The sequence below is a fragment of the Pedobacter flavus genome (assembly GCF_036324285.1).
GTDB lineage: Bacteria > Bacteroidota > Bacteroidia > Sphingobacteriales > Sphingobacteriaceae > Pedobacter > Pedobacter flavus.
Map to the genome: position 1 here is coordinate 274551 of NZ_JAZDQU010000002.1, position 13307 is coordinate 287857.

Below are 13307 nucleotides of genomic sequence, written 5' to 3' on the forward strand. Positions count from 1 at the left end.
CTTTATAAAGATTTGGCCTCATTCCAATAAATATCCATTTCTGCTAACGTCATATCGGATAAATTTTTCCCTAATTCTTTAGCTCTTTTTTCTAAATGTTGGAACCTGTGTATGAATTTTTTATTAGTTCGTTCCAACGCATTTTCTGGATTAATTTTAATGAATCTAGCATAGTTGACTAATGAAAATAATAAATCTCCAAATTCTGCTTCAGCTTCTTCCATATTGGTTTCTAAGTTAGAGGAGTTATTATAAGCCGATTTAAATTCAGCTAGTTCTTCCTCAACTTTTTCCCATACTTGTTCTTTATTTTCCCAATCAAAGCCAACACCTCGTGCTTTTTCTTGTAATCTGCCAGCTTTTACTAATGATGGGAGTGAAACAGGAACGCCACCTAACACAGTTTTATCCTTTCCTTCCTTTAGCTTTATCTGCTCCCAGTTTCGTTTAACTTCCTCCTCATTCTCAACATTAATGTCGCCATAAATATGAGGGTGTCTATTTATTAACTTATCGCAAACCCCATTTAATACATCTGTAATATTAAAGGCTTTTTGTTCTTCCGCAATTCTTGCATAAAAAACCAAATGCATCATAACATCTCCAAGTTCCTTTTTTATTTCGTCTAAATTGCCGTCCATAATGGCATCCGACAGTTCATAAGTCTCTTCAATGGTTAAATACCTTAACGACTCCATAGTTTGCTTTTTATCCCACGGACACTGTTCTCTAAGCGTATTTAAAACATTTAATAATCTTAAGAATGCTTTATCAGACGATATTTCTGAAGGAGGAATTGGGTTTTTCTGACTCATTGTTATAGGTTTTTAGTTGCTCTAAGCATTTCTCGTTTTCCGGGAGCTCCAGGAAGTTTTTCTATGGTACAGTTAGCGGCTTTTACCGCCCTTTTTAATTTACCTGTAATGGCATAAGTGACAAATATTCCTAAGGGTTTTAAAAAGGAACATGTTTTGTTGATGATTTCATCAGACCAAAGTTCTGGTTGATGTCTTACTGAAAAGGCATCAAAATAAATCAAATCAAATTTAGAGGATGGATTAAAATCTTCTAAGGTTGCTCGACTAATATGGAGATTTATGTTATTGTACGAGTTTTGAGGTGAATTTATTTTATATAATTTCTGAAAAATAGCCCATGTTTCTTCTGATACAAATTCGTGATGATTGAGCAATTTAATATCTTCTAATGTTAGTGGAAATGGCTCTAAAGAGGTGTAGTATAGCTCGCAATCGTTGTTTAAACATTCTTCTAAAGTCAACAGAAAATTAAGGCCAGTACCAAAACCCACCTCAAAAATTTCTATTTTTTTAGTTTTGCCTAAAATATTTTTTAGTCCAGCATCAATAAATACATGCTTACTTTCCTGAACAGCACCATGTTTAGAATGATAGTTTTCGCCAATATTTTCGTTGAAAAAGGTATTGGAGCCATCTGCTGTAAGGGTTAATAAATTCATTTGTCAAAAATAAATAAAGGGATTAACTTATGTCGAAATTAATTTTATGGATATCGAAGAAATTAGAGATTTCTGTTTAAGCTTAAAAGGAAGTACTGAGGATTTAAAATGGGGTGGGGTATTGTGCTTTACGGTGGAAAATAAAATATTTCTTTTATACGCTCTAGATTCGCCTAACCTTATTAATGTAAAAATAGATCCAGAATATTTTGATGAAGAAGTAGCGAAGCCTGGTATTTCACAAGCATTTCATATGGCCAAAAGGCATTGGATTTCTATTCACGAATTTGAAAGGCTTCCTGAAAATGATTTAAAATCCTATATTTTAAATAGTAGATCGCTTGTTATTAAAAAGTTGAGCAAAGCTATTCAACAAAAATATTTATAATAAAAAAACACCTTCAGTAAATTGAAGGTGTTTTTTTATTACCAAATCTTTATTCTTTCTTCTGGTTTTTTATAAAGCTTGTTGGTAGGTTTTATATCGAATGCTTCATACCATTCATCCATATTTACTAATGGACCAATAGTTCTGTATGGTCCGGGAGAGTGGGTGTCTGTTTTTATAAGCTGTAATGCATTTTCTGGTAAAATATTACCTCTCCATATTTGTGCCCAGCTTAAGAAAAATCGTTGAGCAGGTGTAAACCCATCAATCATCTCATTATTTTTATACTGATCGGTCATCTTAAAAGCTGTAAATGCAGCGTTCAATCCACCTAAATCACCAATATTTTCGCCAAGTGTATATCTTCCTTGAACTCTGAAAGTATCTAATACCACATAATTATCATATTGCTTTACCAATAGATCAGTTTTTTCAATAAATTTTTTTCTGTCTTCTTCAGTCCACCAATCTTTAAGATTACCATCTTTATCGTAATGACTACCAGAATCATCAAAACCATGAGAAATTTCGTGTCCAATAACTGCACCAATTCCACCATAATTTACAGCATCATCTGCATTGGGATCGAAAAATGGAAATTGTAAAATCCCTGCAGGAAACTGAATTTCATTCAATGTTGCATTGTAACTTGCATTCACAGTAGGAGGAGTCATTCCAAATCTTGACCTATCAACTGGTTGCCCCAATTTCATTATATTATCTCTATAAGTGAACATGGCAGCATTTTTTAGATTTTCGAAATATGTATTTCTTTTAATCTCTAAACCATCATAATTTTTCCAATTATCTGTATATCCAATTTTAGGAGTAAAAGTTGCCAATTTAGCCAACGCTTGTTCCTTAGTTGCGGGACTCATCCAGTCTAAGTTTTTAATTCTAATCTCAAATGCCTTTATTAAATTACTAACTAAAACATCCATTCTTGCTTTAGAATCTTCTTTAAAGTATCTAGCTATATAAAGTTGGCCTAGTAAATCCCCTAAAGTTCTGTCGGTTAAGGCCGACATTCTTTGCCAGCGTGGGGTTTGTAATTTTTGTCCAGTTTGAACCTGCTCAAATTTAAAATTGGCATTTACAAACGGACTACTCAAGTTAGGGGCAGCATTTTTTAAAATATTCCATTTTAAGTAAGTTTTCCAATCTTCTAAACTATAGGAAGATAGCAACTGATTTAAACCTTTAAAATATGCAGGAGAATTAACTAAAATAGAGTCTTGATCATTAATTAAATATTTGGAAAGCAAAAGATCCCATTTTATTGATGGGGTTAACTTATTTAATTCTTCAATAGAAAATTTATTATAGGTTTTATAAGGATCTCTAAGGTCTAATCTAGAAAATTGTTTGTCCGCCAAACTTGTTTCTAATCTAATTATAACCATCGCCTTCATGGCTGCTTCCATACTATTTGAACCAGATAATTCAAATAATTTTTTAGCGTATTCTATATATGAACTTCTTATAATTGTGCTTCTAGAATCATTTTTAAGGTAATAATCCCTATCAGATAATGTAGTTCCTCCTTGAGATAAATTTACGACGTAAAAATTTACGTTTTTTCTGTCGATACCAACGTTTAAACCAAAAAAAGCAGTTCCTAATCCTTCTACTTTGATCTTAGCAGCGTGATTTAGTAATTGCTCAATGCTTTTAATTTGATCAACCTCTCTTAAATGATCTTTTATAGGGGAATAACCCAATCTTTCTATGGTTAAACTATCCATGGCAGCTGCATAAAAATCGCCTACTCTTTTTAATATAGTGCCTGCTGGAGCTGTACTAGATGCTGCTTCTTCAACAATATCTCTCACAGCTTGAACGTTAAATTCTCTTAATTGATTAAAAGTACCCCAACGAGTTTCTTTTAAAGGAACTGGATTGTTTTTTATCCATTTTCCACTTGCATAAGTATAAAAATCATCACCTGGATCTACGCCTAAATCCATGTTTTCTGTATCTAAGTACTTTTTATTTTGTGCAAAAGTGAAATTCGAGCTAATTAGAAAGATCAATGCACAGAATAATATACACCTTGTTAATTTTATGTTCATTGGTTTAGGGATTGTGTACTACAATAATAATTTATTTAATCGAAATTTTCTATATTAAATATCGACAAATTCTAAGTATTTAAATTTTTGTAAGGAATTTGAAATCATTAGATTTGCGATTCTATTAAATAACATGAATTTAACTACAAAATACGAGCCACAATCTTCTGAAAATAAATGGTATAGCCTTTGGATGTCTAAAGGATTTTTTCATTCGGAACCGGATGAAAGAGAACCTTATACGATCGTAATTCCTCCGCCAAACGTAACCGGAGTCTTACACATGGGGCATATGCTTAATAATACTATCCAAGATGTATTAATTAGAAGGGCAAGAATGTTGGGTAAAAATGCATGTTGGGTACCTGGTACAGATCATGCCTCTATTGCAACTGAAGCAAAAGTAGTTGCCATGTTAAAAGAAAGAGGTATCAATAAATCTGATTTAACAAGGGAAGAATTTCTAAAATATGCATGGGAGTGGAAAGAAAAATATGGCGGTATAATTTTAGAACAACTTAAAAAATTAGGTGCTAGCTGCGATTGGGATAGAACACGTTTTACAATGGAAGACGATCTATCTGACTCCGTAATCGATACTTTTATTCATTTGTATGAAAAAGGTTTGATTTATAGGGGTGTAAGGATGATTAATTGGGATCCTTCTGGTAAAACAGCTGTTTCAGACGAAGAGGTTATTAGAAAGGAAGTTCAACAAAAGCTTTATTATATAAATTATCAAGTAGAGGGTACTTCAGATTTTTTAACAGTAGCAACAACGCGTCCAGAAACAATTATGGCCGATGCAGCTATTTGTGTTAATCCACTTGATGAACGCTTTAGCGCGCTTAAGGGAAAAAGTGTAATTATTCCGCTCATAAATAGAAAAATTCCAATTATAGAAGACAGCTATGTTGATATGGAATTTGGAACGGGTTGTTTAAAAGTAACACCAGCTCACGATTTAAATGATTATGAAATAGGAATGAGACATAATCTTCCAGTTATAGATATTTTAAATGACGACGGAACTTTAAATGAAAAGGCAGAAATTTTGGTGGGTGAAGATCGCTCAATCGCTAGAAAGAAAATTGCAAAATTATTAGAAGAGTCTGGTAACTTATCGAAAATTGAAGATTATAAATCTCAAGTTGGTTTTTCTGAACGAACTGATGCGGTAATTGAACCAAGATTGTCTATGCAATGGTTTTGCAAAATGGACGATTTGGTAAAACCTGCGTTAGATGATGTGCTAAATGGTGAGATTAAGTTAATCCCAGAAAAATTTATCAATACCTATAAACATTGGATGGAAAATGTTAGGGATTGGAATATAAGTAGACAATTGTGGTGGGGACAAAGAATACCAGCTTGGTATTTACCTGATGGCAGTTTTGTTGTTGCCAAAACAGCAGAACAAGCCTTAGAAAAGGCTTTGTTAAAAAATCCTGACTTAAAATTAGCTGATCTAAGACAAGAAGATGATGTATTAGATACATGGTTTTCTTCTGGATTATGGCCTATTACGGTTTTCGATGGTTTAAAAGACCCTAACAATAAAGACATAAATTATTATTACCCTACTAATGATTTGGTTACCGCTCCAGAAATTTTGTTTTTCTGGGTTGCAAGAATGATTATGTTCGGGCATGAATTTAGAGGAAAAAAACCTTTTAATAATGTTTATTTAACCGGAATTGTTAGAGATAAATTGGGTAGAAAGATGTCTAAATCTTTAGGCAATTCTCCAGATCCAATTGGATTAATAGAAGAATATGGTGCTGATGGTGTTCGTGTGGGCATGCTATTGTGTTCGCCCGCTGGTAACGATTTAATGTTCGATGCAAGTTATATTGAACAAGGAAGAAATTTTGCTAATAAAATTTGGAATGCCTTTAGATTAGTGAAAGGTTGGGAGGTTGATAATAATTTATCAAATACCAACCAAACTGCTATTCTTTGGTTTAAAAATAGATTTAATGAAGCCTTAAAGGAGATTGAGGAAAACTTCAATAATTATAGATTATCTGAAGCCTTAATGGCCACCTATAAATTGGTTTGGGACGATTTCTGTGCGTGGTATTTAGAAATGGTAAAACCAGCTTACCAACAGCCAATTGATGCCGAAACGCATGCTCAAACTGTTGAGTTTTTTGAATCGATTTTAAAATTATTACACCCATTTATGCCATTCATTACAGAAGAATTATGGCATAACGATTTATTTAAAACAAGAGGGGAAAATGATTTTTGTATTGTAGCGAGCTATCCTGTTTCAGCAGAATTTGAAAATGAAATATTAAATCAAGGAAAAGCTGTTAAAGCAATTATTTCTGAAATTAGAAATTTAAGAAACAAACAACAGATTTCTCCAAAAACAACATTGGATTTATTCATTAAGCCTCATTCAGAAAATTTATTCGCTATTTGGGAAAATGTAATTAAGCAGTTGGGTAATTTAAACGAACTTACCATAACTAATAATTTGCCAAATGGTATCGGATTTTTTGTCGGTAAGGACGAGTTTTTAGTTCCTTTAGAAATTGAAATAGATAAAGCGGCTGAATTGGAAAAATTGAATGATGAATTGGTTTATTATCAAGGATTTCTAAAAAGCGTAAATGCAAAACTGAATAATGAGAAATTTGTTCAGAATGCAAAAGCATCTATCATAGAAAATGAGCGAAATAAAAAGGCAGATGCTGAATCTAAAATCGCGTTAATAGAACAAAGTATAAAAGCTTTAAACTTATAATTCATGGAAGGGCAGTAGCTCTTCCATAAAAGTTGCCTTACCTTCTAAATGGTTAATAGACGCGTAAAAGTGAGAAAGGCCATTGGTTATAGCTAAATAGGGCGCTTTATGCACTAAATTATACCTTGCAGCTTGATCAAAGACTTCCTGATTTAGCTTGATGCTAGGTGCTTTACATTCTATTATCATTAATTTTTCGCCTTTTAAGTTGTAAACCAATATATCGGTTCGCTTCTGTAAAGCATTTAAAACTAATCCTCCTTCAACTTGAATAAGCGATTTTGGGAATTTTTTCTCGTTTATCAGGAATTGAATAAAATGTTGTCGAACCCATTCTTCGGGTGTGAGTAAAATTTGTTTTTTTCGAATTTCATCGAAAATATAATACTGCCCTAACTTTTGGGTTAATTTAAAAGGGTAGAAGGGAAGGGTTAAAGCAGTAGGAGTAAATGCCATATTGCAAATCTAAAATTTAGTGAAAGAATTTCAATCTTAAGTCGGAATTTAATTTTCAATCGGCTACATTTGAGCATGACAATAACAGAGCTTTCAAAAGAGATAAAAGCGCGAAAATTTAAGCCGGTTTATTTATTACATGGAGAAGAACCTTACTTTATAGATCAAATCACTGATTTATTAGAGCAAACTGTTTTAACAGATGCTGAAAAGGGTTTTAATTTAACGGTATTGTATGGTAAAGATACCGATATGAGTACCATTCTAAATGCTTCTAAACGTTATCCAATGATGTCGGAGTATCAATTGGTAATTGTAAAAGAAGCACAAGATTTAAAATGGGGTAAAGAAGAAGAAAATGAGCACGTTTTGGCTTATTTTGAAAAGCCTTTTGCAAGCACAATATTAGTTCTAGCTTATAAATACGGTAATTATGATAAGCGAAAAAAACTATATAAGCATATTGATAAATCGGGACAAACTTTTTTATCTGAGCCGATTAAGGATTATAAATTAGCACCTTGGATTGAAGAATTAATAAAATCTAAAGGCGCCCAGATTGCACCCCAAGCGGCTTTATTGATGGCAGAATATTTAGGTTCTGATTTATCTAAAATTGCTAATGAAACAGATAAAATGTTGTTAAACATTGCAAAGGGAACAATTATTAATTCAGATCATATTCAAGAAAACATTGGAATTAGTAAGGATTATAATGTTTTTGAATTACAAAATGCTTTAGCTAAAAGAGATCCATTAAAGTCCAATCAAATTATTCAATATTTTGCAGATAATCCAAAGTCGAACCCCATGGTGGTTGTTTTGGCAAATCTAAATGCATATTTCACTAAATTATTAAAATACCACGCCTTGCCAAATAAAGGAAATGCAGCTAAAGAGTTGGGTGTAAATCCCTATTTTCTTAAAGATTATGATATCGCAGCTAGAAATTATCCGCCCCAGAAAGTTATTCAGATCATCAGCTATTTAAGGGAGTGCGATATAAAAAGTAAGGGGGTAGATAGTTCTGGAAATGTTAGTGATGGATTGCTATTAAAGGAGCTTATTTTTAAGATTCTTCATTAGGAATGTAACGTGAAAGTTATTAAAATCAGCCTATAATTTAAGATGAATATTATCTATATTTAACGAATTAGATAATAAGTATGTTACCTAAAAAAATTAAGCTTTTTAATTTTGAAGCTTAAACCTAAACCAAATAACAAATTTTTAACAATTAAATAGAATGAAAAAACAACTATTGCTAATGGCGTTAGCTGTGGGTAGTGCTACATTAAGTATGGCACAAACCGACACTACGCGTCGTGCTGGTGGTGCAGTTCCTCCTGGGGCATCTGCGGCGGCTTCTACACAACCAAAAGCCTATTCAGCTGTCATTACAGACAAAGCTGTAACCCAAAGAGGAATGTTTACTACCCACAAAATTGATGATAAATATTTCTTTGAAATTCCTGATTCATTATTAGGAAGAGATATTCTTGTAATTACACGTATTTCTAAATCTAGTGCTGATTTACGTGCTGCACAAACTTATTCTGGAGATCAAATCAATAGCAATGTTATTAGATTTGAGAAAGGACCAAACAATAAAGTATTTTTAAGAAAAGTATCTTACAGAGTTTATAGTCCAGATAGCACAAGCTCAATGTATCAAAACGTACAACGCAATAACATCCAAGCTATTGCTGCATCGTTTAATATTTCAGCTTTCACTAATGCGAAAGATGCATCAGTTATTGATGTAACTACATATATTAATTCTGATAATGAAATTTTATATTTCAGTTCACCAGCAGCTAAAACTAGAGCTAGATTAGGTGCACAACAAGCTGATAGAAGTTATATTACTGATGTGAAATCTTTCCCAGGTAATGTTGATATTTCTGCGGTTAAAACTTATGCCTTAGCTGCTGCCCCTGCTACTGGTGGAGCTCCTGCTGGTGCTGCTTCAGGTTTTGGTACATTAGAATTAAAAGCTTCAATGGTATTATTACCTAAAGTTCCGATGAAGCCTAGATTATTTGATCCACGTGTAGCTTATTTTACAGTAGGTTATACTGATTTTGATGCAAATCCTCAAGGTGTAAAAGAAATTTCTTTAGCTAAACGTTGGAGATTAGAGCCTAAACCTCAGGATATGGCTAAATATTTACGCGGGGAGTTAGTAGAACCGATGAAACCTATCGTTTTTTATATCGACCCTGCTACACCTAAGAAATGGGTTAAATATTTAATTCAAGGGGTAAATGATTGGCAAAAAGCGTTTGAAAAAGCTGGTTTTAAAAATGCAATTATCGGCAAAGAAGCGCCAACTCCTCAACAAGATCCAACATGGAGTATAGACGATGCTAGAAATTCAGTTATTGTTTATAAACCTTCTGAAGTTCAAAATGCAAGTGGACCAAGCACCTCAGATCCAAGATCAGGTGAGATATTAGAATCACATATTAACTGGTTCCACAATATTCAAAGCTTATTGCGTGATTGGTATTTCATTCAAACTGCGAATGTTGATCCAAGAGCTCGTAAAATGGAATTAGATGAGGACTTAATGGGTGAGTTAATCCGTTTTGTTTCTGCTCACGAAGTTGGACATACACTTGGTTTAAGACATAACCACGGTTCTAGTTCTACTGTTCCTGTAGAAAAATTAAGAGATAAAGCATGGGTTGAAGCTAATGGACATACTCCTTCTATGATGGATTATGCACGTTTCAATTATGTTGCTCAGCCAGAAGATAAAATCGGGCCTAAAGGTTTATTCCCTAGAGTAGGTGCTTATGATGAGTGGTCTATTGATTGGGGATATAGAATTTACAACAAAGAAAATATTGATGATCAATCAAAAATTAACGCTAGAGTTGTAGAAGCTTCTAAAAATCCATTCTTATGGTTCGGTACTGAAAGTAATCCAGATGATCCACGTTCACAAAGTGAAGATTTATCTGATAATGCAATGGTTGCTAGTACTTATGGTATTAAAAACTTACAAGCAATTATTAAAAACTTACCGGAGTGGACTAAAACTAAGAACGAAGGTTACGATAACTTAAAAAACATGTACACTCAATTAAGAGGTCAGTTTGGTAGATATATGGGCCATGTTAATAAGAATATTGGTGGTTTAATGGAAACGCCAAAAACTTTAGAACAAGCTGGTAATATTTATGAGCGTACTCCTGCAGCTAAACAACGTGAGGCTATGGCATTCTTAGATGCTCAGTTGTTTAAAACACCAACATGGATTATTGATCAAAATATGTTAGACAAAACTGGAGAAAATGCTTTAGATGTTATTCATTCATTGCAAAACCCTACTATGTCTCGTTTATTAGGCGCAAATACACTTACTAAATTAATAAACGGTGAATTAGCTGATGGTTCTGCTGCTTATAAAATCAGTGATTTCTTTGCAGATATGGAAAATTCAATTTTCTCTGAGCTAAAAACTAATGGTCCTATTGATTTATATCGTAGGAATCTTCAAAAATCTTATGTAGATAAATTAATTGCTGTTGCTTATCCAGCTCCTGCTGCTGCAACTGCAACTACTGGTTTCGGACGCCCAACTAGTGTTGCTTTAGGTGATGCTCAGTCGTACGCAAAAGGCCAATTAAAAGCTTTAAATGCTAAGATTAAGAGTGCTACTGCTGCTCAAGGCGATTCAAGATCTAAATTCCATTTGGAAGATTTATCTGATAAAATTGAGACTGCTTTAGATAAAAAATAATCAGTTTTAAACTATATAAAAATCCCCGAAGAATATTCGGGGATTTTTTTTGCTATTATTTTTCAAAAAAGCACCTTATTATTGAAAATTTAGGCTTTATTTTCAGGTGTTCTAAGATTTATTAGAAACGAATTGTAAGAAATTATCCATATTTTAATTAACTATTTTTACCACCTCAACTTTCCCTATCTTTGCATTTTTAAAGTATAAATATGAATCATTGGTTAGTAAAATCAGAACCTAATAAATACAGTTGGGAGCGTATGCTTCAGGACGGAGAAACTTTTTGGGATGGAGTAAGAAATTATCAGGCAAGAAATAATTTGCGTGAAATGAAAAAAGGCGATTTAGTGCTTTTTTATCATAGCAATATTGGAAAAGAAGTTGTCGGAGTCACAAAGGTGGTAAAGGAATTTTATCAAGACCCAACAACCGAAGATCCTAATTGGGTAGTGGTTAATATTTCTCCAGTAGAAAGCTTAAAAAATCCGGTTACTTTAGAACAAATAAAAAAAGACGATTTGCTTAAAAATATTTCTTTAATTAAACAAAGTCGTCTTTCTGTAATGCCGATAAAACGAGAAGAATTCGACAGAATTTTAGAGTTATCTAATCCTTAAAAAATAAGGCTTTTAACTCTTTTGCATCATCTGGATGCATCTTGCCGCCTAAAATTAGACGCAATTGTCTTCTTCTTAAAGCTGCATCAAATAATTCTTGTTCTTCAGGAGTTTGAGGTAGAATTTCTGGAACTGGAATCGTACTTCCGCTTTGATCTACAGCAACGAATGTATAATAAGCTTCGTTGCTTTTTTGTCTGGTTCCTGTAGGTATATTTTCTGCCCACACATCAAGCCTTACTTCCATCGAAGTATTAAACGAACGAGTAACTTTTGCCTCTATGGTAATTACATCGCCTAATTTTATAGGTTGTTTAAACGAAACATTATCCACAGATACTGTTACCACAATTCTATTACTATGTTTCTGAGCAGAAATAGCTGCTGCAATATCCATCCAATGTAATAAGCGACCTCCCATTAAATTATTTAATGTATTTGTATCGTTCGGTAATACCAATTCGTTCATTACTGTCAACGAATCAGCTGGGTGTTTATGTTTTACTTTCATTTTTAAATTAAATTCAACGTTTTGTGGTGTTTACGTTGCTATAAGAAATAAGTTCTTCCCATCGGGATCCTGGCTTTGTGTAGTAAAAAAATACTTGATAAGTATTTTCTGTTTCATAAAAGTTTCCCTCAATCGGATTTTCATCTGCTAATTGAGCATCTTTTACCCACAAATATTTATAATCATATAAGCCTTGTTTTAATAAAATATTACCAAAATAAGATTGGCTTTGTAGGTCATATTTTAGCTCGTTTTGGTTAGTTAATGCATAGTTGTTAAATCTACCAATTACATAAATTCTCACATTTGGTTCTGGTTTAACAGTTTTTAGCCTAAAATATACATTTACATAATCTGCATCTATTTTTGGATTTCTTCCATCCTGATTTTGAATAAAAAAGTTGCCATTTTCATCAAATTGCGAAGTGTATCTAAATCTAGAATTAGCATCATCCACCACTAAAATTACTCTATTGGTAGAATCTCTAAATATATCTTGAACATTTATACCTTTAAATCTTAACGATCTAATATCAAATTTTCTAAATTCAGAACCACCCGGAAAATCGTTCATTATCATATCATTATAGATTAATGAATTATTTCTAATATAAGTAGGTTGGGTAAACGATTTAGCAGTTAAAGCGTTAAAATTTTGCATTATAACCACTTTTAAATCTGTATTAGGATTTGAAATCGGGAAATTATGCGATAAATTAACATTTACTTTTTGATGTGTATTTCTTTTATTTACTTGTTCACTAGGGGTAATATCAATATTTACAGTAGCAATATTGTTGGTGATATAAATTCTTTGAGTAAACACTGGGTTTTTCTCTTTTCCGCTTTCAAAAACTTTAACGATATAATTGCCAGCTATTTTTGGTATAATACGAGTATTTGGGAAATTGAATTTATAATGCGTGTATTTTGTTAATGTATTGAACGAAAGCTTATAATCTGAAATTCTATCTGATGTAAATCCGCCTGAATAATCTAATTTAGAAATGGGAGAAATTTTCCAATCAGAGGTACAATGTTCTATAGAATACTGATAATTTGAATTAGCTCTACCCAGCTCATCAAACTCAATAATTATTTCTTCTCCATTATTTAATTGAATAACAGGAATTGATTCTTCATTATTGCTATTATAAGCCTGTACCGATAGAATGGTGTTTTTAAAAATTTTATTTTCCTGGATAGAAGGATTTTGTTGGCCATTACTTTTTGTCCAAAACAAAATCATTCCGAAAAATAAAATCATTCTAATCATA

General features: G+C 32.6%; 11 protein-coding genes. 5 read left to right on the plus strand and 6 right to left on the minus strand.

Features of this window, described 5'->3' with window-relative positions:
* Window positions 1-2: 2 nt before the first annotated feature.
* Entirely contained in the window at window positions 3-815 is an 813-nt protein-coding gene (gene mazG, locus VRU49_RS07200; RefSeq protein WP_330146104.1) for a nucleoside triphosphate pyrophosphohydrolase, read from the minus strand.
* Window positions 816-817: 2 nt separating this feature from the next.
* Window positions 818-1477 carry a tRNA (5-methylaminomethyl-2-thiouridine)(34)-methyltransferase MnmC2 gene (mnmC2, locus tag VRU49_RS07205; protein WP_330146105.1) on the minus strand — a complete coding sequence of 220 codons (660 nt, stop codon included), beginning with the start codon at window positions 1475-1477 and terminating at the stop codon, window positions 818-820.
* Between the two features lie 46 nt (window positions 1478-1523).
* On the opposite strand from mnmC2, the gene VRU49_RS07210 reads away from it, so the two are divergent.
* A complete protein-coding gene (locus tag VRU49_RS07210) occupies window positions 1524-1865 on the plus strand; it encodes an MmcQ/YjbR family DNA-binding protein (protein ID WP_330146106.1) in 342 nt (113 codons plus the stop codon).
* 38 nt (window positions 1866-1903) lie between these two features.
* Here the strand turns inward: VRU49_RS07210 and VRU49_RS07215 are convergent, their stop codons facing one another.
* Window positions 1904-3937, minus strand: a complete 2034-nt coding sequence (locus tag VRU49_RS07215; RefSeq protein WP_330146107.1) for a M13 family metallopeptidase — start codon at window positions 3935-3937, stop codon at window positions 1904-1906.
* Window positions 3938-4070: 133 nt separating this feature from the next.
* Between VRU49_RS07215 and VRU49_RS07220 the strand changes: the two genes are divergently transcribed.
* The gene (locus tag VRU49_RS07220; protein ID WP_330146108.1) at window positions 4071-6692 is read left to right on the plus strand and encodes a valine--tRNA ligase; all 2622 of its coding nucleotides are present in this window, start codon (window positions 4071-4073) and stop codon (window positions 6690-6692) included.
* Here the strand turns inward: VRU49_RS07220 and VRU49_RS07225 are convergent.
* Window positions 6687-7148, minus strand: a complete 462-nt coding sequence (locus VRU49_RS07225; RefSeq protein ID WP_330146109.1) for a type I restriction enzyme HsdR N-terminal domain-containing protein — start codon at window positions 7146-7148, stop codon at window positions 6687-6689. The genes VRU49_RS07220 and VRU49_RS07225 overlap by 6 nt on opposite strands.
* A gap of 75 nt (window positions 7149-7223) precedes the next feature.
* On the opposite strand from VRU49_RS07225, the gene holA reads away from it, so the two are divergent.
* The 3 genes from holA to VRU49_RS07240 all read left to right on the plus strand — a co-directional run bounded on the left by holA (window position 7224) and on the right by VRU49_RS07240 (window position 11519).
* Complete coding sequence (gene holA / locus VRU49_RS07230) at window positions 7224-8234, plus strand: DNA polymerase III subunit delta (protein WP_330146110.1); 1011 nt, start codon at window positions 7224-7226, stop codon at window positions 8232-8234.
* A gap of 160 nt (window positions 8235-8394) precedes the next feature.
* Window positions 8395-10899 carry a zinc-dependent metalloprotease gene (locus tag VRU49_RS07235; RefSeq protein WP_330146111.1) on the plus strand — a complete coding sequence of 835 codons (2505 nt, stop codon included), beginning with the start codon at window positions 8395-8397 and terminating at the stop codon, window positions 10897-10899.
* Between the two features lie 212 nt (window positions 10900-11111).
* The gene (locus VRU49_RS07240) at window positions 11112-11519 is read left to right on the plus strand and encodes an EVE domain-containing protein (RefSeq protein WP_330146112.1); all 408 of its coding nucleotides are present in this window, start codon (window positions 11112-11114) and stop codon (window positions 11517-11519) included.
* Here the strand turns inward: VRU49_RS07240 and VRU49_RS07245 are convergent.
* Together VRU49_RS07245 and VRU49_RS07250 are read right to left on the minus strand one after the other, a co-directional pair.
* Complete coding sequence (locus VRU49_RS07245; RefSeq protein ID WP_330146113.1) at window positions 11509-12030, minus strand: acyl-CoA thioesterase; 522 nt, start codon at window positions 12028-12030, stop codon at window positions 11509-11511. The genes VRU49_RS07240 and VRU49_RS07245 overlap by 11 nt on opposite strands.
* 13 nt (window positions 12031-12043) lie before the next feature.
* Window positions 12044-13306 carry a type IX secretion system plug protein gene (locus VRU49_RS07250; protein WP_330146114.1) on the minus strand — a complete coding sequence of 421 codons (1263 nt, stop codon included), beginning with the start codon at window positions 13304-13306 and terminating at the stop codon, window positions 12044-12046.
* Window position 13307: the final 1 nt, after the last annotated feature.

Bases quoted from the DNA above. Each gene is read 5' to 3' on its own strand.
- mazG (WP_330146104.1), bottom strand. From the start codon at position 815: ATGAGTCAGAAAAACCCAATTCCTCCTTCAGAAATATCGTCTGATAAA.
- holA (WP_330146110.1), top strand. From the start codon at position 7,224: ATGACAATAACAGAGCTTTCAAAAGAGATAAAAGCGCGAAAATTTAAG.
- mnmC2 (WP_330146105.1), bottom strand. From the start codon at position 1,477: ATGAATTTATTAACCCTTACAGCAGATGGCTCCAATACCTTTTTCAAC.
- VRU49_RS07235 (WP_330146111.1), top strand. From the start codon at position 8,395: ATGAAAAAACAACTATTGCTAATGGCGTTAGCTGTGGGTAGTGCTACA.
- VRU49_RS07220 (WP_330146108.1), top strand. From the start codon at position 4,071: ATGAATTTAACTACAAAATACGAGCCACAATCTTCTGAAAATAAATGG.
- VRU49_RS07245 (WP_330146113.1), bottom strand. From the start codon at position 12,030: ATGAAAGTAAAACATAAACACCCAGCTGATTCGTTGACAGTAATGAAC.
- VRU49_RS07210 (WP_330146106.1), top strand. From the start codon at position 1,524: ATGGATATCGAAGAAATTAGAGATTTCTGTTTAAGCTTAAAAGGAAGT.
- VRU49_RS07225 (WP_330146109.1), bottom strand. From the start codon at position 7,148: ATGGCATTTACTCCTACTGCTTTAACCCTTCCCTTCTACCCTTTTAAA.
- VRU49_RS07250 (WP_330146114.1), bottom strand. From the start codon at position 13,306: ATGATTAGAATGATTTTATTTTTCGGAATGATTTTGTTTTGGACAAAA.
- VRU49_RS07215 (WP_330146107.1), bottom strand. From the start codon at position 3,937: ATGAACATAAAATTAACAAGGTGTATATTATTCTGTGCATTGATCTTT.
- VRU49_RS07240 (WP_330146112.1), top strand. From the start codon at position 11,112: ATGAATCATTGGTTAGTAAAATCAGAACCTAATAAATACAGTTGGGAG.